The organism is Candidatus Fusobacterium pullicola (genome assembly GCA_018883725.1).
GTDB lineage: Bacteria > Fusobacteriota > Fusobacteriia > Fusobacteriales > Fusobacteriaceae > Fusobacterium_A > Fusobacterium_A pullicola.
On the sequence record JAHLFN010000025.1, the window covers coordinates 1 to 22,635 of the forward strand.

The window sequence follows — 22,635 nt, forward strand, 5'->3', positions numbered from 1 at the left end:
TGGTATCTTAATTCTTTAATAAGTTTAGGTAAGTTTGATGAATTTGAAAAAGAAAAAGATAAGTTTTTAAAAAAATATCCTAAATCAAATATGAGAGAAAGTGTATATATATTAGCTGGTCAACTTTATGAAGGAAAGGGAGAAAAGCAAAATTCACTAGCTACATATGAAAAATTATATGATATTTCAAAAGATACAACCATAAAGGAAGAAGCTGCGACTAAAATTTTAGATATTCAGTTAGCTTCTAATAAATTAGATGAAGCTATGAAATATATAGCTGGTATAGGAAATATAGAGATTAAAAGTTATTATAATTCTCAACTTTATGAAAAACAAGGAAAAAAAGATGAAGCTATTAAGGAGTATGAAACGCTATTTACAGGAACTAAATATAAAGATTATGCTGGTGTAAACTTAGGTGATTATTATTTTAATAGTAAAAATTATGAAAAGGCTAGATCATATTATTTGGGAGTAGAGAGTTTAGAAAGTAGTCCGTATAAGGATTATGTGTTATATCAGCTTTCAAATATCGATGAGTTGGAAGGAAAAAATGAAAGTGCATTAAGAGGATATACAAAAGGGTATGTTTTATTTAATGGAGAATATTCAAATTTATCTAAATTAAAGGCAGCTCAACTAAATGAAAAATTAGGAAAAGAGGAAGATGCTATAAAGCTTTATAAAGAGTTATATTCACTTCCGAAGTTTCAGTATAGAAGTTTTGTTTTGGAAAAAATGATTTTCTATACTTTAAAAAGTGGAAATAAGATAGAAGCTAAAAAATATTATAATGAGCTTCAAAACATAGATGAACAAGCTTCGGTAAAATATAATCAATTTTTTAACTAGGAGGAGAATAGTATGAGAAAAGCAGTAACAATATTATTTTTATTATCAGCAATGTGTGCTGTAGGAGCTGAAGAAGGGATAACAGCACTTGATAAAGAGGTACAAGGGATAAATAAAGAGCAATTAGAGATAAGAGAGATACCTACTGAAGAGGTCATTTTAGAAGGGCAAAAAGTTGAGTCAGGAGCTATTAAAGTAACTAACGACAATTATCAAAACCAGAATCAAAAGATTAAAGTTGTACAGGGAGACAAGTCGGCTTTAGAAGATGAATTATCACAAGGTGTAGAAAAAAAATCGTTTTGGAAATATATTATAGGTGGATTAGGGGTAGTAGCTCTAATAATAGCATTATAATATTTGATTCATAAATTTATTTAAAATTTATTGGGAGATTGGAATAATTTTACAATATTAGGAGGAGTAATGTACTATTTAACAAATGGTGGAATGCTAATGTATGTTATACTTGCTATGTCTATAGTAGGTCTTGGGGCAGTTATTGAAAGATTTATCTATTTTAAGAAAAATGAACAAAATAATAGAAGCTTTTTAACTAAGGATATAAAAGAACAATTAGATAATAAAAAGATAAAAGAACTAGTTATTATGCTAAATAAGGAGAGATGTTCTGTTTCTAGGGTATTAAAAGAGGTACTATATGAGCTTTATAGAAATCCGAATTCAACACCTGAAAAGTTAGAGGAAAAAGGAAAAGAAAAAGCTATGTTACAACTTATAGCTTTAGAGAAAAATATGTGGATAATCTCTTTAGCTGCTCATTTAACTCCTCTTGTAGGGCTACTTGGAACGGTAACAGGTATGATTAAAGCTTTCCAAGCTGTATCTGTTCATGGAACTGGAGATCCTTCGGTGTTAGCTAGAGGTATATCTGAGGCACTGTTTACAACTGCTGGAGGACTATTTGTGGCAATACCAGCTCTTATTTTTTATAACTATTTTAATAAAAAAATAGAAAAGATAATATCTGATATGGAGATAACAACAACTGAACTTATAAATTATTTTAGAAAATAGGAGAGTATTATGAAGTTAGAGAGACGTAAGAGAAAAGATGAGTTGATGCTTGAACTTACATCACTTATAGATGTTGTATTTCTTCTATTAATATTTTTCTTAGTGGCAACTACCTTTGATGATATGAAAGGTGGAATCAAGATTGACTTGCCACAATCAACAATAAAAGAGGTATCAGAGGTAAAAGAGGTACAAATTGTTGTAGATAAAGATAAAAATATGATACTTAACTATAAGGAAAATGGTAAGAAAGAGCAAATAAGTGTAACTACTGAAAATCTAAAGGAAAAACTAGCAGAAAAACTATCTGAATCTCAAGAGAGAAACGTAATTATAAGTGCAGATAAAAGATTAGATTATGGATATATAGTAGAGATAATGACTATATCAAAGGAAGCTGGTGCTAATTCTTTAGATATAGATACTGCTGATAAAAAATAAGGAGGAGTCTATGAAAAAAGAGGAAAAAATTAGTTTACTCCTTTCAGCAATAATAAATTTAGTTATAGTTTTTTTGATTCCAGGATTATCAAACAATCAAATTGAGAATAAAAAGATAAAAATAGGATTGGTAAATTATGACAATCAAAATAGAACAAAGTTAGAGGGAGAAAGAAATAGTAATAGCTCTCAAAAGAAAAATACGGAAGAGGTAAAAAAGAAAAACCCACCACCAAAAGAGCAACCTAAAGTAGAAGTGAAGACAGAGAAAAAGGTGGAGAAAAAAATAGAGGAAAAACCAGTAGGAAAGTCTACGGAGAAGATAGATTTATCAGCTCTTAATAGTATAGCAAATAATATGTCAACTCCACAAGTACAAGTGATGACTGTTAAACATCCTGATGGAGGATATAGAGAGGTAATAAAATTAGAGGCTCCTAAAAAAGAGTTACAAAGTGGAGTAGTAACAAAGAGAGGATTAAATAAAGAGATAACGCTATCAAAGGAATTAATCTCGGTAGAGAATGAAAAATTAGAGTTAAAAGATGATAATAAAATAGCTTTTAACTCTGAAATAGGTAAGGACTCTTCTTTTGATAGGATATTAGAAATATCGGGAGAGATAGAGGGGTTACCTAGTGGTTATAAATTGGGAACAGAAGATGGAGATATAGTAGCTAAATGGGATAGTGGTAATAAGGAGCCTGTATATCCAGAATCAGCCCAATTAAAAGGGTTACACGGTAGTGTAAAAATTAGAATGAACATTGATGAAAATGGGAATGTTAAGGAGCTTAGACTTGAAAGAGGAAGTGGTGTTCCTGAAATAAATAATGCAATTGAAGAAGTGGGAAGAACTTGGAAAATTTATTTGAGCAAAAATGGACTTAGTGTAAAAGGAGATGTAATATTAGAGTATAATTTTACATTGAAAGGGAAAGTAAATTAGTAAAGAGGTGGAAAAATTGGTTCTTTTAGGATTTAGATTGGAGAGAAGTTTAAAAGAGGAATTAGAGAATAATTATGAAAATGAGTTGACTTTTGCTGATAATATAAGTGATTTTATAGATTATTTGAAAAATAAAAAATATGAAGCTATTATAATTGAGGAGAAGAATTTACAAGAAGAAGCTTTAATAAATCTTATAAAAAAGGTAGGAGAGTATCAGAAAAAAGGAGTTATAATTGTTTTAGGAGAAACTTCTAATTTAAAAGTTGTAGCAGGAAGTGTAAAAGCTGGAGCTTATGACTATATTTTAAAACCTATAGAAACGCCTACTATAATAAAAATCATAGAAAAATCTGTAAAGGATTATAAACTTTTAGCCGAGAGAATAGATAAACATAAAAGTTCAGGAGATAAGCTTATCGGACAGACAAAAGAGATAGTAGAGCTATACAAAATGATAGGAAAGGTTGCAACAAGTAGAGTTCCAGTTCTAGTAGTAGGAGAGAAGGGAACGGGAAAAACAAGTGTAGCTAAAGCTATTCATCAATTTAGTGATTGGTCAAATAAGCCTTTAATAAGTTTAAACTGTACATCTTTCCACAATGATTTATTGGAAAGAAAGATGTTTGGGTATGAAAAGGGAGCTTTTAAAGGAGCAGTATTTCCTCAAATAGGTGAATTAGAAAAAGCTAATGGAGGAACTTTACACTTAGGAAATATAGAATCATTAAGTCTAGATCTTCAATCTAAAGTTCTATATTTTTTAGAAGAGGGAGAATTTTTCAGAATGGGAGGAGCTGAACCTATAAAGATAGATATAAGAGTTGTAGCTACTACCTGTGAAAATTTAGAGGAATTAATTAATCAAGGGAAGTTCATAGATGAACTATATAGAAAGTTAAGAGTTTTGGAGGTAAATATTCCTCCACTTAGAGATAGAAAAGATGATATTCCTTTAATAGTGGATCATTATTTATTAGAGTGTAATGATGAATTACATAAAAATGTTAAAGGAGTTAGTAAACCAGCATTAAAAAAAATGATGAGATATGATTGGCCTGGAAATGTAAATGAGCTAAAAAATGCTGTAAAATCTGCTGTAGCACTTTGTAGAGGGACTTCTATATTGATTGAGGATTTACCAAGTAATGTCTTAGGGACTAAAATTACTAAGAAAAAAGGTGAAGGGCAGATTTATGATTTAAAAGAATGGATAAAATCGGAGATATTAGAATATAAAAATAATAATCAAGGTGATTATTATGGAAATATAATATCGAAAGTAGAAAAAGAGTTGATTCGTCAAGTTCTTGAGATGACTAATGGAAAAAAGGTAGAAACTGCAGAGATATTAGGTATAACAAGAAATACTTTAAGAACAAAGATGAGCAACTATGGTTTGGAGTAAAAAAATATGCATATAACATTATATAGAAAATATAGACCTAAAAATTTTGAAGAGGTAGCTGGACAAAAAGAGATAGTAAAGACAATAAAAACATCTCTAAGAAATGGAAAAACCTCTCATGCTTATCTATTTACAGGGCCTAGAGGAGTGGGGAAAACCACTCTTGCTAGACTTATAGCAAAAGGGGTAAACTGTTTAAAAAATGGAGTTACAGATGAACCTTGTAATGAGTGTGAGAACTGTTTAGCTATAAATAATGGAACATTTATGGACTTAGTAGAGATAGATGCTGCTTCAAATAGAGGTATAGATGAGATAAGACAATTAAAAGAGAAGATAAATTATCAGCCAGTAAAAGGAAGAAAAAAGATATATATAATAGATGAAGTACATATGCTTACTAAGGAGGCTTTTAATGCACTGTTAAAAACCTTAGAAGAGCCACCTGAACATGTGATATTTATATTAGCTACAACAGAGGCTGATAAAATATTACCAACTATTATATCAAGATGTCAAAGATATGATTTTAAAACTTTATCATTGAATGAAATGAAGGAACAACTTAACTTTATAGCAAAGAATGAGAGTGTAAATATACCTGATGAAGTATTGGAGTTAATATATGAAAACTCTGGTGGAAGTGTGAGAGATGCTGTATCTATACTAGAGAGAATAATGGTAACTTGCCTTGGAGAGGATATAACACTTGATAAAAGTGAAGAGGTATTAGGAGTTACTCCGGCTAAAAAGATGGAGGAGTTTCTAAAGGAAGTAAAGAATAAAAATTATACTAACTTAGTAAAGACTTTAGATAGATTTTGGAATGATTCGGTAGAGATAGAACTATTTTTTAAAGATTTTGCTAAATATTGTAAAGGACTTATGGCAAAAGGAGAGTTAGATATAGAGAGTGGTCTTAATATAATAGGCTGTATATTTGATTCATTAAATAAGTTCAAATATGAAGAGGACAAGAGATTAGTAGGCTATGTTATAGTGGATAATCTTTTGAAGAGTAATTCTAAAAATAGTGAAGTAGTTATAGAGAGAGTTGTAGAAAGAGAGATACCTCAAGAAATAAAACAAGAGGTAAGTAAAAAAGAGAGATTAACAGGGCTAACTTTAGAGAGTATAAGTAGAAAATGGGAAGAGATATTGAAGGAAGCAAAAAAAGAGAAGATAACTTTAGGAGCTTTTTTAATAGCAGCAAAACCATATAAGCTAGAAGAAGATACTCTTTATATTGGATTTGATTCAGAAAGTAGTTTTTGTAAAGAACAGATGGAAACAACTATGTATAATGATGTTTTTGTAGATGTTCTAAGAAGATTGATTGATCCAAAATTAAAGGTAAAATATATCACTATTGGAAAGAAAAAAGAGAGTGATAAGGATAGTGGAGATTTTACAAAAAAAATTGTTGATTTCTTTGGTGGAGAAATTATGGTATAATAGGGAGGAAAAATGTTTTTAATAAGTAGTACATTATCAGTAGTTCTTCTATTTATTATTTCACTTCTTATGCCGGTAATGAGTTTTACTCTTCCTATCTATAAAATAAAGAAGATGAAGAGATTTACATCGAAAGAAAAAATAATAGTCAATATAGTGGCAATGCTATTAATAGCTTTGATTAATCCATGGTTATTATTATTTTATATAGGTTTTTTTGTAGTTATAGAGGGATTGTATAAATATTTTATTTATAAAGGTGATAAGGTTAAGAAATTTGATAGAATAATAATTATTTCATTATTAGTAACAGTTATAATGGGGGGATTGTTATTTTTATTAAAAGATGATATAAATAATAATATGGGACTTCTCATGGAGATATATGAAAAGAATTTTCAAATAAGTAGAAGTGAAAGTTTAGAGATCTTCAATATGATAAAGGATAGTTCAATATATTATATATTTATCTATTCTATTTTAACTGTTTTTATGATGTATGTATCTTTAGATATAAAGGATTATTCAAAATGGAAAATATCTTTTGAATGGTTATTACTATATGTGATAGGATATTTCATAATACATCTATTTAAGATAGATAACTTTTATATTAATAACATATTTGATATAGGGGAGTGTATTTTTGTATTTTTTGGAATAAAAACACTATATTCAATGTTTAGTAAAAAAATAAAATATAAAGGACTTTCAAATATGTTAGCTGTAACAGTAGCTTTATTATTTCCTTACGGAACTTTTTTGATAGGGGTTTTGGGAGGATTTAAGATAGATAAAAATAAACTTGAAAAATAATTGGAGGATAGAAAAATGGCAAAAATACAAGTAATACTTACACAAGATGTAGCTGGACAAGGAAGAAAAGGGGATATAGTAACAGTTGCTGACGGTTATGCACATAATTTTTTAATAAAAAATAATAAAGGAATTATTGCAACTCCTGAAGAGCTAAAAAAAATAGAAAATAAAAAGAAAAAAGAAGCTAAAAAACAAGAAGAGGAAAAAATAAAATCTCAAGAGTTAAAGAAAGTATTAGAAGCTAAAAAAGTTGAGATAGCTGTAAAAACTGGAGAGAATGGAAAACTATTTGGAGCTATCACTAATAAAGAGGTAGCAGTAGCTCTTGAAGAAACATTTGGAGTAAAAATAGACAGAAAAAAAATAGAGTGTAATATAAAGAGCTTAGGAGAGCATGTTGCAGTTATAAAACTTCATACAGATGTTAAAGCTGAGGTAAAGATAATAGCTAAAGCTCAATAATTGAGGAGTAAAAATGCTAGACGTAGAAAATTTAAAAAAAGTTCCAAGTAGTATAGAGGCAGAAAAATCGGTTTTAGGGGGAATATTTTTAAAGCCGGATATATTTGGTGATATAGTAGAGATACTACATCCTAATGACTTCTATAAAAATGGACATAAACTTATTTATGAGGCAATGAGGGATATCTATAACAGTGGTATAGGAATAGATCCAATTGTTGTAGTAAATAAGTTAAAAAAGAATGAAAAGTTTGATGAGTTAGTAGGAGAGCAGCTGTTATTTGATATAATTTCAGATGTACCTACTGCAGCTAATATACTAGAATATGCAAAAATTGTTAAGGAGAAATCAACTTTAAGAAGGCTTGGAGAGGTAGGAACTAAAATAGTAGAACTTGCCTATGAAGGTTATGAAGAGGTAGATACTATCCTTGACAAAGCTGAGGGAATGATATTTAAAATATCTGAGAATGTAGATTCAAAAGATTTAGTGAGTTTAAAAGATGTAATTGCTCAAGAATTTGTAAGATTAGAAAAAGTTTATCAAAATAAGGGAGTGGCTACTGGGATATCCTCTGGTTTTTCTGACTTTGATCAGATGACGAGTGGCTTTCACCCTTCAGATCTTATAATCTTAGCTGCTAGACCGGCAATGGGAAAGACAGCCTTTGCTTTAAACCTAGCTTTAAATGCGGCTATGAAGAGTAAAAAAGGTGTATTATTATTTAGTTTAGAGATGTCTAGCTCACAACTATTACAAAGACTTTTATCAATAGAAGCAGGAATAGGACTTCAAAAAATAAGAAATGGATTTCTAGATTCAGATGACTGGGGTAAACTGGGACTTGCAAGTATGAAGCTTTCCAATTCAGAGATAAATATTGCTGATTTACCTAATGTAAATGTATTAGAGATAAGAGCAATAGCAAGAAGATTGAAAGCAGCTGGTAAGTTGGATATGATTATAATAGATTATCTTCAATTAATAAAGGGAAATAGTACTCGTGGAGATAATAGACAACAGGAAATATCTGAAATATCAAGAGCTTTAAAAGGAATAGCTAGAGAGTTAGATATTCCAATAATTGCTCTATCTCAATTATCCAGAGCAACTGAACAAAGAGCCGATAGAAGACCAATGCTTTCAGATTTAAGAGAATCTGGGGCTATAGAGCAAGATGCTGATATGGTAATGTTTTTGTATAGAGATGATTACTATAATGAGGAATCTGAAGATAAGGGACTTACTGAAGTAATTATAGGTAAGCAAAGAAATGGACCAGTAGGTACAATAAAACTTAGATTCTTCCATGAATATACTAAGTTTGAGAATTTTACATCAAGAGTTGAATAATTAAGAGAGGTTGATTAAAAGTGAAAAAAGTAGAATTATTAGCTCCAGTAGGAAATATGGAGAAATTTAAAATGGCTCTACACTATGGTGCAGATGCTGTATTTTTAGGTGGAAAGATGTTTAATTTAAGAGCTGGAAGTAACAATCTTTCAGATGAAGAGTTAGAATATGCTGTAAACTATGCACATGAGAGAGGAAAAAAAGTTTATGTAACACTGAATGTAATTCCTCATAACCAAGAGTTAGATCTATTACCTGACTATGTAAAGTTTTTAGATAGAATAGGAGTAGATGGTGTTATAGTAGCTGACTTAGGAGTATTCCAAGTTGTTAAAGAAAATACTAATCTTTCTATCAGTGTAAGTACACAAGCAAGTAACACAAACTGGCGTTCTGTAAAAATGTGGAAAGATTTAGGAGCTAGAAGAGTTGTATTAGCTAGAGAAATTTCATTAGATAATATAGCAGAGATAAGAGCAAAAGTTCCTGATATAGAGTTAGAGGTATTCGTACATGGAGCTATGTGTATGGCTATATCTGGTAGATGTCTATTAAGTAACTACATGACAGGTAGAGATGCAAATAGAGGGGACTGTGCACAAGCATGTAGATGGAAATACAATTTAGTTGAGGAAACTAGACCTGGAGAGTATATGCCAGTATATGAAGATGAACATGGAACATACATATTTAACTCAAGAGATCTTTGTACAATAGAGATAATAGATAAAATATTAGATTTAGGTGTGGATTCATTAAAAATAGAAGGAAGAATGAAAGGTATCTATTATGTTGCTAATGCTGTAAAAGTATATAGAGATGCTATAGATAGTTATTACTCTGGAAACTATAAATATAATCCTAAATGGTTAGAGGAGTTAGAATCAACATCTAATAGAAGTTATACAAAGGGATTCTATCTTGGTAAAGCAGGAGTAGAGTCTCAAAACTATAATGATAGAAATTCATATAGCCAAACTCATCAATTAGTAGCAAAAGTAGAGCAAAAATTACCAAATAATGAGTATATTTTAGCTATTAGAAATAGATTATTAGTTGGAGAAAAATTAGAAGTGGTAAGTCCAGGAATAGAAGTTAGAGAGATAACTCTACCTACTATGATTCTTATGAATAAAGATAAAGAGGTAGGAGAAGTAGAAGCAGCTAATCCAAACTCTTTTGTAAAGATAAAATTAGATGCAGAACTAGATGAATTAGATATGCTAAGAAAAAAAATCTAAGTAGATTAGAGGGGGATAATTATGAGAAAATTTTTATTTGCAGGGATATTGATACTAAATACACTATCTTTTGCAGATTCAGATATTCCTGAAAGTGTTGAAAGGAATATTGCAAAATCAGCTAGAAGTTTTGAAGGAACTCAAAGAACTAATTATATAAATTGGCAAAAAAGATCATACTTGAAAATGGATGAAATTGCTAAAGAGTCAGGAATCCCTCAGGAGGAGTATGTTAAAATAAAAAAGAAGTTAGAGGTTATGTATGGAAGTAACTATGCTAAACAACTTCAAGTTTTACCTGATGAGATAAACGATTACAAAGAGGTAGTGAGAAGAGTAGAAGAAGCTAAACAGGGAGATGTTGTAGTAGATACTCAAGTAAATGAAAAAGCTAAGGAAGAGATAGCTCAAACCTTAAATGCTGTAAAAATACCTGAAAAAGTATTAGAGATATATAAAAATTCTGCTGAAGAATTATTCCCAAATAATTATCCAAAACAGAAACAATATTTAGATATCTGTGTAAGAGATTATTACGAAATATTAGGAGTAATAAAATCTGAATTAAATAAAAAATAATCAAATTAAAAGGATTGAGACCTAATAAACTTAGGAATCAATCCTTTTATAATAAGCTATTGATTTAAGCACTAAAATAAATTAGTCAGCTAATAAAGCTCCTAATCTTTTTCCACCTAAGATATGGAAGTGAAGATGGAATACCTCTTGACCACCAAATTCGTTACAATTTGTGATAATTCTATATCCCTCTTTATCTATTCCTAAATCTTTTACAATTTTACCAATAGCAAGATACATTTCACCAATAAGCTCTCTATCCTCAGCTTGGATATCGTTTATAGTTGCTATCTCCTTCTTAGGAACTACTAATATATGTATAGGAGCAGCAGGATTGATATCTTTAAATGCAATAACTTTATCATTTTCATAAACAATATTAGCAGGAATCTCTCTATTAATTATCTTTGTAAAAATAGTTGCCATAAAATCATCTCCATTATATAGCTTCAATAGAATTTATTCTGTTAGAGTGTCTTCCACCTTCAAAAGCTGTTGAAAGGAAGATATCTACCATTTCAAGTGCAAGAACATCTCCTACTATTCTTCCACCTAATGCTAATACATTAGCATCGTTATGTTCTCTAGTTAATTTTGCCATAGTTGTATTTGTGCATAGAGCTGCTCTTACTCCAGGAACTTTGTTAGCAGCAATAGAGATACCAATACCAGTACCACACACTACAATTCCAAAGTCAGCATCTTTATTAACAACAGCATGTCCTACAGCGTGTCCAAATTTAGGGTAATCAACAGAAGCTGTTGAGTTAGTTCCTAAATCTAAAACTTCAAATCCTTTTCCTAAAAGATGTGATTTTATTTTCTCCTTTAACTCAAATCCTCCATGGTCAGCACCTAAAGCTATTTTCATTTTTCCTCCTTAAATATATGTATTTCATGTAAAAGGACTGACTAAAGCCAGTCCTGTAGTTAATTAATGTAAGTATTAGAATCCTTGAAAGTGAACATGTCCATGTTCTAACTCTTCTTCAGTAGCCTTTCTTATTCCAGTTACTTGAACTTCAAATCTAAGATTTTTTCCAGCAAATGGGTGGTTACCATCAGCAGTTACGATATCATCTTCTATTGAAGTGATAACATATTGTTGCTCAGTTCCATCGTCCATATCAGCTATAAATTCCATTCCTTCATAGATATCATCAAACTCTACGAAGTCTTCTTTCTTCATCTCTTCGATAAGCTCTTCATCATACTCTCCATACCCTTCTTCAGGAGATATCATAATAGTAGTAGAGAATCCTTTCTCTTTTCCTTCTAAAATTTCTTCAACTTTTGGTACGAATTGCCCCTCTCCATGAATGTAGAAAAATGGTCCTACCTCTTTTGTATCCTCTAAAAGCTCATTAGTATCGTTGTCATAAACTTTAAATTCTAATGTTATAACATTATCTTTTAAAACTTTCATAATTTCACCTCTTTATATAATATTAGTATCTAATTACAGAATATCACAAATTTTTAAGTATGTCTATATATTTATAAAAATCCCATATTATATTTTACTTTTTTCATATTTTCTTCACCAGTAAAGTGAGAGAGAAGATAAAAGGCAACTTCTATAGCATTTTTAGGTGCTGAACAAGTGATAATATTATCGGATATTACAATTTCCTCACGAATAGGAATAGCTCCATATTTTGAAAGTTGGTTAAAATATCTATTGTTATCATATAAATAAGTAGTAGCTTTAATATTAGTTAAAACACCAGCTTCTCCCAAAGCTATGACTCCAGTACATATTCCAACTACGATTTTATTTTTTCTTACAAAGTTTTGTATAATATTTTTAAATTTTATATTTTTCATATCATTAAAAAAACCTTTAAAACCAAAGCCTCCAGGAATAATAAGAGCATTAAATGTAGAGATATCTATCTCCTCTTTTTCTAAATTTATCTCTGCTAATATCTTAGTATTCCAAGTGTTAGAAATAGTATTATGAAATCCAGCAGTTATCAAAGTAATGTTCTTTTTTCCTACAATGCTATTCCAACCAAAAATATCAATAAAGGGTGCTACCTCAAGAATTTCAGCCCCTTCTGAGATGATTAATAAAATTCTATACATATTTTTCTCCTAAAAAAAATAAAAATGATTGACTATTTTATCAAAAAGCTTTACAATACATCAGTACAAGAAAATTATATAACATTTAAATAAAAAAAACAATAATCAAAGGAGGTAAGATGTCAAAGCTAGACCAAAGTAAAACTCCACTATTCTCTGCGTTAAAAGATGTATATGCAGGAAGAGATATACTTCCATTTCATGTACCTGGACATAAGAGAGGAAAAGGAGTAGATAAAGAATTTTATGATTTTATGGGGAATGGACCTTTTTCCATTGATGTTACAATATTTAAAATGGTAGACGGGTTACACCAACCAAAAAGTTGTATAAAGGAAGCTCAAGAATTAGCTGCTGACGCATATGGTGTAAAACAAAGTTTCTTTGCTGTAAATGGAACTTCAGGAGCTATTCAAGCAATGATTATGTCTGTTGTAAAAGCAGGAGAAAAGATATTAGTACCTAGAAACGTACATAAATCAGTATCAGCTGGAATTATATTAAGTGGTTCTGAACCAATATATATGAATCCAGAAGTAGATGAGGAGTTAGGAATAGCCCACGGTGTAAGACCTCAAACTGTTGAGAATATGCTAAAACAACATCCTGATATAAAAGCTGTTTTAATAATCAACCCTACTTATTATGGAGTAGCTACAGATATTAAAAAGATAGCTGATATAGTTCATAGCTACGATATACCACTAATAGTAGACGAAGCTCATGGACCACATTTACATTTCCATGATGATCTACCTGTTTCAGCTGTAGATGCAGGAGCAGATATTTGTACTCAAAGTACTCACAAAATAATTGGTGCTATGACTCAAATGTCTCTTTTACATGTAAACTCAGATAGAGTAGACACAAATAGAGTAAAACAGATTTTAAGCTTACTACACACAACATCTCCATCATATCCTTTAATGGCGTCTCTAGACTGTGCTAGAAGACAGATAGCAACTGAGGGAACTGAATTATTAGATAAGGCTATAAAGCTTGCTAAACGTTTCAGAACTGAAGTTAATAGAATCCCTGGTATGTCATGCTTTGGAGAGGAGATAGTAGGAAGAGAGGGAGTATTCGCCTTTGATCCTACAAAGATAACAATCACAGCTAAGGAATTAGGACTTACAGGTTCAGAACTAGAAACTATACTTACAGAAGAGTATAATATTCAAATGGAGCTATCTGATTTTTATAACGTATTAGGATTAGTAACTATTGGAGATACAGATGAAAGTATAGATAAACTTATAAGTGCTTTAAAAGATATAAGTGAAAGATACTATGGAAAAGGAAATAAATTAAAAAGAGAATTTTTAAAGATGCCACCTATTCCAGAGCAAGTATTAATACCGAGAGAGGCTTTCTATAGTGAAAAGAATAAGGTATTATTCTCTGAAAGTGAAGGAAAAATCTGTGGAGAAATGATAATGGCTTATCCACCAGGAATACCAGTAATTACTCCAGGAGAGAGAATTTCTGCAGAGATAATAGATTATATTAATGACTTAAGAGAGGCTGAGCTTCATGTACAAGGAATGGAAGATCCAGAGTTAGAGTATATTAATGTAATTGAAGAGGAAGACGCAATCTATCTATATACAGAGAAGATGAAGAGCAAGATGTTTGGTGTTCCAATGAACTTAGGAGCAAACAAAGCTGGAATCGAATTTGGAATAGATGTATTACGTGAAAACTATCCAGATACATTTGATGAAATGGAAGTTATAGAGGTAGAAAAACAAAAAGAAAATTTCAATGAATGGAATTTAAAATATAAAAATACTATTTTAAATACTTGTGAAAAACTTGCTGTTTCTGTAAATGAAGCTGTAAGAGATGGATATAGACCAATAATAATTGGAGGAGACCACTCAATAGCTTTAGGAAGTATTTCAGGAGTGTCACTAGAAAAAGAGATTGGAGTAGTATGGATAGATGCTCATGGAGATATGAATACAGATGAGTCTACTATATCTGGAAATATCCATGGAATGCCACTAGCATTATTACAAGGTGCTGGGGACAGAGACCTAGTAAACTGCTTCTATGAAGGAGCAAAGATTGACAGCAAAAATGTAGTAATACTTGGTGCTAGAGATTTAGATTTTAAAGAGAGAGAAGTTATTGACCAATTAGGTGTTAAAGTAATATACCATGATGAAGTATTACAAAAAGGTTTAGATAGAATATTAGAAGAGATACAAGACTACTTAAAAGTAGATAATCTACATATAAGTTTTGACGTTGACTCTGTAAATCCAGAGTTAGCTCCAGGGGTAAGTACACCTGTAAGAAACGGATTTACAACTGATGAAATATTCCAAACTTTCAAATTCTTATTTAAAAACTACTTTGTAACATCAGTTGATATAGTAGAGTTTAACCCTGTTAATGATAAAAATAACAAAACTCTTGACTTTGTAAATGAATTAACTGAGTATGTAGTTAATCCAGACTAATTAAAAATTAAAAAATATTAAATTATGTACTGCACCCAAAGTCTTAGATAACTAAGATAATGGGTGTAGTTTTTTTATTAAAGTTTTTATTCTTACCCTTTTTTCTTTTGATAAAATAGAGTATAATATATTGTAGGATAAGAAATAAAAGTAAACTATGCTGATAATAAAGAACTAGGAGGAAGGAAAAGTGGATTCTAAAATTTTAAAATATCTAAAAGAATACTCAATTATTACATTGGGGTGTTTCTTTTATGCTATATCAATCAATTACTTCTTTATAAGTAACCATTTAGCTGAAGGAGGAGTAGCAGGAATATGTTTGATACTCTATTATCTTTTTAAATTACCTGTAGGAGTGATGTATTTTGTAATAAATATACCATTATTAATAATTGGATGGAGGTTAGTTGGAAGAGATTTTTTATTTAAAACACTTTATGGAACAAGCTGTCTTTCATTTTTAATTACTCTTACTCAAAATTGGAAAGGTCCATCTAGTGACATTATGTTAGGCTCAATCTATGGAGGGGTTCTAATTGGAATAGGATTGGGACTTATTTTTATGGTAAATGGTTCAACTGGAGGAACAGATATAATAGCTCGTATTCTAAATAGATATTTTGATATACCTATGGGGAGAACTATGCTTTTTCTTGATATAGTTATATTGGGAGTTGCTACTATATTTTTTGGAAAAGAGATAGTTATGTATACATTGATATCTATGGCAATTGTTTCTAAGGCTATTGATTATTTCCAAGATGGATACACAAAATCTAAGGGGATAACAATAATATCTACAAAATCTGAAGAGATAAAAAGTAAAATAATGGATAAAATAGGAAGAGGAACAACAATTATTAAGGGTAAAGGTGGTTACACTGGAAAAGAGATAGACTTACTTTTTTGTGTTGTAAGTAAATTTGAAGTAACAAAGGTAAAAAATATAGTAAAAGAGATTGATGCTTTTGCCTTTTTAACTATTTCAGATGTATCTGAAGTTTTAGGAGAGGGTTTTAAATCTCTTCATAATAAGAAACAGTGATAAAAAATAAGATAGGAGCAATTCCTATCTTATTTTTCTTTATGCTCTAAGAAACATCTTAGACAAACACCTTTAAAGTGGTTACCTATGATTATTTCTCCACCATTTTTATTTTGACTCTCATCAACTAAAATATTCATAGTGGCTTTAGCATCTCCACACACTTCACATACAGTTGGAATCTCTACAATTTTAGTAACAAAAGGTAACATATAGGAAACTGTTTCAAAAAGCTCTCCCATAAAATTTGACATTAATCCATATCCAAAAACTAATGTTTTAGAATCTCTTATTATTTTTACTAAATCATCAACTTGTTTTTTTGTGATAAATTGAATCTCATCTATTAAGATAAGATTAGGTTTATTTTCAAGCCACCAAGTGTAAAGGTCAAAACTTTGGTCAAGAATAATAGCATCCATTCCATCTTTTAAAGCTCTACTCTTTATCATTCCGCCATCTCTAGTGTTTGTAGCTGGTTGAAATACAGCAACTTTTTTACCAGCCATCATATTTCTATGAGCAGTAAGAATAAGTTCAGCACTTTTTCTAGCTCCTACTACTGAATAATAAAAGACAAATTTTCCCATTAATCTCTCCTTTTTGTAAAATTTTTCAAAGATATTATACCATAAAAAATAAAAAAATTATTAAAATATTATTTAAAAATATAAAGTGTACACTTATAAAAATATTTACTTATTAGAAAAATAATGATATATATTAAATATAAACATGTTTGATATCATTTAACAAAATTAGTGTACACTAAAAGGAGAGTTATGTTACTTACACAAAGACAAAAAGAAATAGTAGAAATAGTAAAAGAAAATCAACCTATTATAGGAGATGAAATAGCTAAAAAACTATCTCTAACAAGATCAGCCTTAAGAACAGATTTTTCAGTTCTTATAGGAAAAGGAATATTGAAATCTAAGCCAAAAATTGGATACGTATATCAAGGTACAGCGGATAAAAAATTTGTATATGAAATAATGGGACCAGTGGTTTCAGTTGAAAGTAATATTTCTGTATATGATACTATTTTACAAATATTTGCAAAGGATGTGGGAAGTATTCTTATAACAGAAGAGGGAAGGTTAGTAGGAGTTGTATCTAGGAAAGATTTATTAAAGATAGCGATAGGTAATAAAGACATAAATAAGATTCCTGTAAATATAATTATGACAAGAATACCTAATATAATATTTTGTGAAGAGAGTGATGAGATAAAAGATGCAGTAAAAAAGATTATAGATCATCAAATAGACTCAATTCCTGTTGTTAAAATAAAGGAAATTGAAGGGAAAAAATTTTATGAGGCTATAGGGAGAGTAACCAAAACAACAATAACAAGATTATTTTTAGAAAATTTTGGTAAATAATAAGGAGAGATACCATGAAAAGAGTTTATTTATTTGATGAAGGAAACAAAAGTATGATAAATCTATTGGGAGGAAAAGGGGGAAATCTATCTGAAATGAAAAAAATAAATCTTCCTATCCCAGAGGGAATTATCATATCTACAGAAGCTTGTAAAGAGTATTACAAAAAAGGAAAAGTTTTGAATGAGGAATTAAGGGATGAGGTATTAGAGCAAATAAATAAACTAGAAAAACTAACAGGTAAAAAATTTGAAGGAGAAAAACCATTACTTGTTTCTGTGAGATCTGGAGCACCAGTTTCTATGCCTGGAATGATGGATACAATATTAAATCTAGGTATGAATGATAAGGTAGTGGAAAATATGATTCATTTATTTAAAAATGAAGATTTTGTATTTGAATTATATTATAGATTTATAGAGATGTTTTCAGAAATAGTAATGGGAATAGAAAGAGAAAAATTTTGTAAATTAAAGGAAAATTTAAGTGGGAAAATAGATAAAAATTTTATTGAAAAAGCTAAAAATTTATATTGTATAGAGAGTGGAGAAAAATTTCCTGAAAGTGCTAAAGAGCAACTTTTTATGGCAATTAATTCAATATTTAACTCTTGGGAAAATGAAAGAGCTAAGACTTATAGAAAATTGAATAGGATAGATGAGGATATGGGAACTGCAGTAGTAGTTCAAGAGATGGTATTTGGTAATTTGAATGATGAATCTGGAACAGGAGTAGTTTTTACTAGAAATCCTTCTACTGGAGATAAAGAAATTTTTGGTGAATATATATTAAAAGCACAGGGAGAAGATATAGTAGCTGGGATAAGAACACCTGAACCAATAGTTACTTTAAAGGAGAAACTACCTGAGGTATATGAAGAGCTTTTAAAGGTAGTAGATATACTAGAAAAGCATAATAAAGATATGCAAGATATAGAGTTTACCATTGAAGATAAAAAACTCTTTATACTTCAAACGAGAAATGGAAAAAGAACTCCATATGCTGCAATAAAAATAGTAGTGGATATGGTAAAAGAGGGATTAATCTCAAAAGAGGAAGCTATATTAAAAGTAGATTCAAAGGTATTACCACAGTTATTACATGGAAATTTTGAGGAGAAAGCTTTAAAAAATGCAATACTTTTAGGACAGGGATTAGCAGGTTCAGCTGGTGTAGCCATAGGAAGAGTTGTTTTTTCTTCTGAAAGAGTACACAATAAAGAGATGACAATATTGGTGAGGGAAGAAACATCACCTGAAGATATAAAAGGAATGAGTATAGCTCAAGGAATTGTTACAGTAAAAGGAGGGGTAACTTCTCATGGAGCTGTTGTGGCAAGAGGAATGGGAAAATGCTGTATAACTGGTTGTGGTGAAATTAAAATAGATGAAATAAAGAGAGAGATGAATATAAATGGTCATATAGTAAAGGAAGGTGAATTTATCTCAATAAGTGGATACACTGGAAATATCTATTTAGGAAAATTGGAGCTTACAGAACCAAAATTTGATAAAAACTTAGAAGAATTTGTTAATTGGTGTAAAAATATAAAAAGATTAAAGGTTAGAATGAATGCAGATACAGTTATAGATGCTAAATTAGGGAAAAAATTTGGAGCAGAAGGAATAGGACTTTGTAGAACAGAACACATGTTTTTTCAAGATAATAAGATATGGACAATAAGAGAGATGATTTTAAGTTGTAATCCTAAAGAGATAGATAAAGCTCTTGAGAATATACATCAATTACAGAGGAAAGATTTTTATAATATATTTAAAATTATTGGAAATGATGTAGTAATAGTAAGGTTACTTGATCCACCTTTACATGAGTTTTTACCAAAAGAACAGGAAGAAAAAGAGAAAATGGCGAAGATATTAGGAGTATCTTTAAGAGAGATAGAGAAAAGAACAAGGGAGTTAAAAGATGAAAATCCAATGTTAGGACATAGAGGGTGTAGATTAGCAGTAACTCGTCCAGAACTATATAATACTCAGGTTAGAGCAATAATAGAAGCTGGAATTCAATGTAAAAAAGAGGGGATAGATGTAAAACCAGAGATTATGATACCTTTAGTTATAGGAGCAAAGGAGTTACTATTTATTAAGAAAAATTTAATTAAAGAGATAAAAAAAGTTTTTGAAGAGCAAAATATGGAGATAGATTATAAAATAGGAACTATGATGGAGACTCCAAGAGCATGCTTATTAGCTGATGAAATAGGAAAAGAGGTAGATTTTTTCTCTTTTGGTACAAATGATTTAACACAAACTACAATGGGACTTTCAAGGGATGACTCAGTAAAATTTATACCTAAATATTATGAGAATAATATATTAAAAGTAGAGCCTTTTATGACAATAGATGAAAGAGGAGTGGGAAAATTAGTAAAATTAGCTGTGGAGCTTGGAAGAGAAAATCCAAATATAGAAATGGGAATATGTGGAGAACATGGAGGAGACCCTAAAAGCATAGAGTTTTTTGAGAAAATTGGCTTAGATTATGTGAGTTGTTCACCATTTAGAGTGCTAGTAGCAATAGTTTCAGCAGCTCAAAGTTATATAAAATATAAAAATTAAGGGAGGAAAGACTAAGAGTTATAAGTATTAGCTCTTAGTTTTTTTAGTGGAGGAAAATATGGAGAGAAAAGATGAAGAATTAGAGCAAAAGTATTTAAGATTATTAGCCACAAAATTTAAAAATATTTCAGAAACAACAAGAGAAATAATAAATTTACAAGCAATATTAAATCTTCCTAAGGGAACAGAGCATTTTTTAACAGATATTCATGGGGAATATGAACTATTTCAGCATATATTAAAAAATGGCTCAGGAACAATAAGAGAGAAAATAAATAGTATATTTAAGGATGAATTGAGTAATTTTGAAAAAAAGGAATTAGCAAGTACTATATATTATCCAGAGGAAAAAATAGAATATATGAAAAAAAATAGAGATAATATAGATATGTGGTTTAAAAAGATAATTTATAGAATGATAGAAGTATGTAGTGTTATTGCTTCTAAATATACAAGTTCAAAGGTAAGAAAGGCAATGTCAGAGGATTTTGCATATGTTTTGCAGGAATTGATATATGAAAGAAGAGAGCTCCCTAATAGAAGAGAATATATAGAAAATATAATAGATACAATTATTTCATTAGGTAGAGCAAAGGAGTTTATTAGATCAATAGCTAACTTAATCCAAAGATTAATGATAGATAAATTACATATAATAGGAGATATTTATGATAGAGGTAGTAGTCCACACTTGGTAATGGATTCTTTAATTAATCATCATAATGTAGACATACAATGGGGAAATCATGATATATTATGGATAGGAGCTGGACTTGGAAATAGAGCCTGTATAGCTAATGTAGTAAGAATTTGTGCTAGATATTCAAATACTCATATATTAGAAGAGGCGTATGGAATAAATTTGTTACCCCTAGCTAAATTTGCTATGGATATTTATGGGGATGATAACTGTGAAAAGTTTATACCAAAAGGTGAGGAAAAAACATTACTTATGGCACAAATACATAAAGCTATTTCAATTATTCAATTTAAAATAGAGGGAGATATGGCAAAAAGAAACCCAAAATTTGAATTGTTAGATAGACAATTTCTGGATAAAATAGATTTTGATAGAGGAGTAGTTGTAGTAGAGGAAAAGGAGTATAGATTAAATGATACAAATTTTCCAACTATAAATAGAGAAAATCCTTATCTTCTTACAGATGAAGAGGAGGAGATAATTGAGAAGTTAGAGAAATTTTTTATAAATAGTGAAAGATTACAGAAACATATTAATTTTTTATTTACGAATGGTGGAATTTATTTAAAATATAATTCTAATTTACTTTATCATGGTTGTATACCATTAAATGCGGAAGGGGAGTTAAAAGAGATAGATATTTTTGGAACAGCTTTAAAGGGGAAAGCATATTTAGATAAAATAGAAGAAATAGTAAGGAAAGCCTATTTATTTAGAGAGAAAAAGATAAAAAATAAACTTAATAATGACTTCTTATGGTATTTGTGGTGTGGAAAAAATTCACCACTTTTTGGAAAAAATGCTATGAAAACTTTTGAAAGATATTTTATAGATGATAAGAGTAGTCATATAGAAAGTAAAAATCCTTACTATATATATTATAATGAAGAAAAGGTTTGTAGAAAAATATTGGAAGAGTTTGGATTAAATCCGAATGTTTCACATATTATAAACGGACATGTACCTGTAAAGACTTTGAAAGGTGAGAGTCCAATAAAAGCAAATGGGAAACTTTATTTAATAGATGGAGGATTTTCTAAAGCATATCAAAAAGAAACTGGAATAGCAGGATATACTCTTATATATAATTCTTATGGGTTAAAAATAGTGGCACATGAACTATTTGAATCAATAGAAAAAAGTGTAAGAGAGGGAAGAGATATTATTTCTTTTACGAGAGTAATAGAGGATGTGGGAATAAATAGAATCAGAGTAAAGGATACTGATATTGGAAAGGAGTTACAAGCTCAAGTAAATGATTTAAAAAAATTATTAAAGGCTTACAATCAATGTTTAATTTCTCAAAATTAAAAAAAATTAATTTTTTTTTAATTAAAAATTAAAGAAAGGATGTTATATTACATATGTTATAAAATAATACTAGGAGGAACAATGAAAAAAAGATTAGGATTGTTAGCTTTAGCGGCTGTATTAAGCTCAAATGCTTATTCAGCTTCTATTGACCACATTCAAACATATACACCAGAATATTTAGGAAACCAAGCTCAGAATGGTATGATAAACAACGCATCTGTTTATTATAACCCAGCTGGACTTGTTCATTTACAAAATGGAACTTACTTCCATGCAGGGATAGAGTTAGCTGTAGGGGAAGAGAAAATGAATTATAATGGTCAAGAGCTAAAAGCTGACCTTTTACAACCTATTCCTAACTTTGCTATGTATAAGGTAGAGGATGATTCAGCACTGTTTTGGACATTCGGAGGAATAGCAGGTGGAGGAGACCTTAAATATAAAGATGGAGT

Annotated in this window: 23 protein-coding genes; 18 read left to right on the forward strand and 5 right to left on the reverse strand. The window is 29.8% G+C overall.

Annotation, left to right across the window (positions count from 1 at the left end):
- The 12 genes from IAA47_03055 to IAA47_03110 all read left to right on the forward strand — a co-directional run.
- Window positions 1-855, forward strand: an 855-nt coding sequence (locus IAA47_03055; protein ID MBU3841953.1) for a hypothetical protein, incomplete at its 5' end; no start/stop codon positions are given.
- A 12-nt stretch (window positions 856-867) separates the two neighbouring features.
- On the forward strand, window positions 868-1,212 hold the full coding sequence (locus IAA47_03060; protein MBU3841954.1) for a hypothetical protein: 345 nt from the start codon (window positions 868-870) through the stop codon (window positions 1,210-1,212).
- Window positions 1,213-1,281: 69 nt separating this feature from the next.
- Window positions 1,282-1,893, forward strand: coding sequence for a MotA/TolQ/ExbB proton channel family protein (locus IAA47_03065; GenBank protein ID MBU3841955.1), 612 nt, complete (start codon window positions 1,282-1,284; stop codon window positions 1,891-1,893).
- A 9-nt stretch (window positions 1,894-1,902) separates the two neighbouring features.
- Window positions 1,903-2,334 carry a biopolymer transporter ExbD gene (locus tag IAA47_03070; GenBank protein ID MBU3841956.1) on the forward strand — a complete coding sequence of 144 codons (432 nt, stop codon included), beginning with the start codon at window positions 1,903-1,905 and terminating at the stop codon, window positions 2,332-2,334.
- A 10-nt stretch (window positions 2,335-2,344) separates the two neighbouring features.
- Window positions 2,345-3,283 carry an energy transducer TonB gene (locus IAA47_03075; protein MBU3841957.1) on the forward strand — a complete coding sequence of 313 codons (939 nt, stop codon included), beginning with the start codon at window positions 2,345-2,347 and terminating at the stop codon, window positions 3,281-3,283.
- 16 nt (window positions 3,284-3,299) lie between these two features.
- A complete protein-coding gene (locus IAA47_03080; GenBank protein MBU3841958.1) occupies window positions 3,300-4,691 on the forward strand; it encodes a sigma-54 dependent transcriptional regulator in 1,392 nt (463 codons plus the stop codon).
- A gap of 6 nt (window positions 4,692-4,697) precedes the next feature.
- Window positions 4,698-6,146 carry a DNA polymerase III subunit gamma/tau gene (gene dnaX / locus IAA47_03085; protein ID MBU3841959.1) on the forward strand — a complete coding sequence of 483 codons (1,449 nt, stop codon included), beginning with the start codon at window positions 4,698-4,700 and terminating at the stop codon, window positions 6,144-6,146.
- Between the two features lie 12 nt (window positions 6,147-6,158).
- Entirely contained in the window at window positions 6,159-6,962 is an 804-nt protein-coding gene (locus tag IAA47_03090; protein ID MBU3841960.1) for a hypothetical protein, read from the forward strand.
- Window positions 6,963-6,977: 15 nt separating this feature from the next.
- Window positions 6,978-7,427 carry a 50S ribosomal protein L9 gene (rplI, locus tag IAA47_03095; GenBank protein ID MBU3841961.1) on the forward strand — a complete coding sequence of 150 codons (450 nt, stop codon included), beginning with the start codon at window positions 6,978-6,980 and terminating at the stop codon, window positions 7,425-7,427.
- Window positions 7,428-7,440: 13 nt separating this feature from the next.
- Window positions 7,441-8,781 (forward strand): replicative DNA helicase, encoded by a 1,341-nt coding sequence (dnaB, locus tag IAA47_03100; protein ID MBU3841962.1) that lies wholly within the window; start codon window positions 7,441-7,443, stop codon window positions 8,779-8,781.
- A gap of 20 nt (window positions 8,782-8,801) precedes the next feature.
- Complete coding sequence (locus IAA47_03105; protein MBU3841963.1) at window positions 8,802-10,022, forward strand: U32 family peptidase; 1,221 nt, start codon at window positions 8,802-8,804, stop codon at window positions 10,020-10,022.
- 21 nt (window positions 10,023-10,043) lie between these two features.
- Window positions 10,044-10,601 carry a hypothetical protein gene (locus IAA47_03110; protein MBU3841964.1) on the forward strand — a complete coding sequence of 186 codons (558 nt, stop codon included), beginning with the start codon at window positions 10,044-10,046 and terminating at the stop codon, window positions 10,599-10,601.
- Window positions 10,602-10,682: 81 nt separating this feature from the next.
- Here the strand turns inward: IAA47_03110 and IAA47_03115 are convergent, their stop codons facing one another.
- From IAA47_03115 to IAA47_03130, 4 genes are all read right to left on the reverse strand, one after another.
- Window positions 10,683-11,027, reverse strand: coding sequence for a histidine triad nucleotide-binding protein (locus IAA47_03115; GenBank protein MBU3841965.1), 345 nt, complete (start codon window positions 11,025-11,027; stop codon window positions 10,683-10,685).
- A 13-nt stretch (window positions 11,028-11,040) separates the two neighbouring features.
- Window positions 11,041-11,472 carry a ribose 5-phosphate isomerase B gene (gene rpiB / locus IAA47_03120; protein MBU3841966.1) on the reverse strand — a complete coding sequence of 144 codons (432 nt, stop codon included), beginning with the start codon at window positions 11,470-11,472 and terminating at the stop codon, window positions 11,041-11,043.
- A 75-nt stretch (window positions 11,473-11,547) separates the two neighbouring features.
- On the reverse strand, window positions 11,548-12,027 hold the full coding sequence (locus tag IAA47_03125) for a peptidylprolyl isomerase (GenBank protein MBU3841967.1): 480 nt from the start codon (window positions 12,025-12,027) through the stop codon (window positions 11,548-11,550).
- Window positions 12,028-12,098: 71 nt separating this feature from the next.
- Window positions 12,099-12,689, reverse strand: coding sequence for a phosphoribosylformylglycinamidine synthase subunit PurQ (locus IAA47_03130; GenBank protein MBU3841968.1), 591 nt, complete (start codon window positions 12,687-12,689; stop codon window positions 12,099-12,101).
- A gap of 119 nt (window positions 12,690-12,808) precedes the next feature.
- Here IAA47_03130 and IAA47_03135 point away from each other — a divergent pair, with 119 nt between their 5' ends.
- Window positions 12,809-15,157, forward strand: coding sequence for an aminotransferase class I/II-fold pyridoxal phosphate-dependent enzyme (locus IAA47_03135; GenBank protein ID MBU3841969.1), 2,349 nt, complete (start codon window positions 12,809-12,811; stop codon window positions 15,155-15,157).
- Window positions 15,158-15,347: 190 nt separating this feature from the next.
- Window positions 15,348-16,205: a YitT family protein gene (locus IAA47_03140; protein ID MBU3841970.1), complete on the forward strand. Its 858-nt coding sequence runs from the start codon at window positions 15,348-15,350 to the stop codon at window positions 16,203-16,205.
- Between the two features lie 29 nt (window positions 16,206-16,234).
- Here the strand turns inward: IAA47_03140 and IAA47_03145 are convergent, their stop codons facing one another.
- Window positions 16,235-16,795, reverse strand: coding sequence for a hypothetical protein (locus IAA47_03145; GenBank protein ID MBU3841971.1), 561 nt, complete (start codon window positions 16,793-16,795; stop codon window positions 16,235-16,237).
- A 192-nt stretch (window positions 16,796-16,987) separates the two neighbouring features.
- On the opposite strand from IAA47_03145, the gene IAA47_03150 reads away from it, so the two are divergent.
- The 4 genes from IAA47_03150 to IAA47_03165 all read left to right on the forward strand — a co-directional run.
- Complete coding sequence (locus tag IAA47_03150; GenBank protein MBU3841972.1) at window positions 16,988-17,590, forward strand: helix-turn-helix transcriptional regulator; 603 nt, start codon at window positions 16,988-16,990, stop codon at window positions 17,588-17,590.
- 14 nt (window positions 17,591-17,604) lie between these two features.
- Window positions 17,605-20,169, forward strand: a complete 2,565-nt coding sequence (gene ppdK / locus IAA47_03155) for a pyruvate, phosphate dikinase (protein MBU3841973.1) — start codon at window positions 17,605-17,607, stop codon at window positions 20,167-20,169.
- 58 nt (window positions 20,170-20,227) lie between these two features.
- Window positions 20,228-22,180 (forward strand): fructose-1,6-bisphosphatase, encoded by a 1,953-nt coding sequence (locus IAA47_03160; GenBank protein ID MBU3841974.1) that lies wholly within the window; start codon window positions 20,228-20,230, stop codon window positions 22,178-22,180.
- Between the two features lie 81 nt (window positions 22,181-22,261).
- Window positions 22,262-22,635: hypothetical protein (locus tag IAA47_03165; protein MBU3841975.1), on the forward strand; the 374-nt coding region annotated here is incomplete at its 3' end.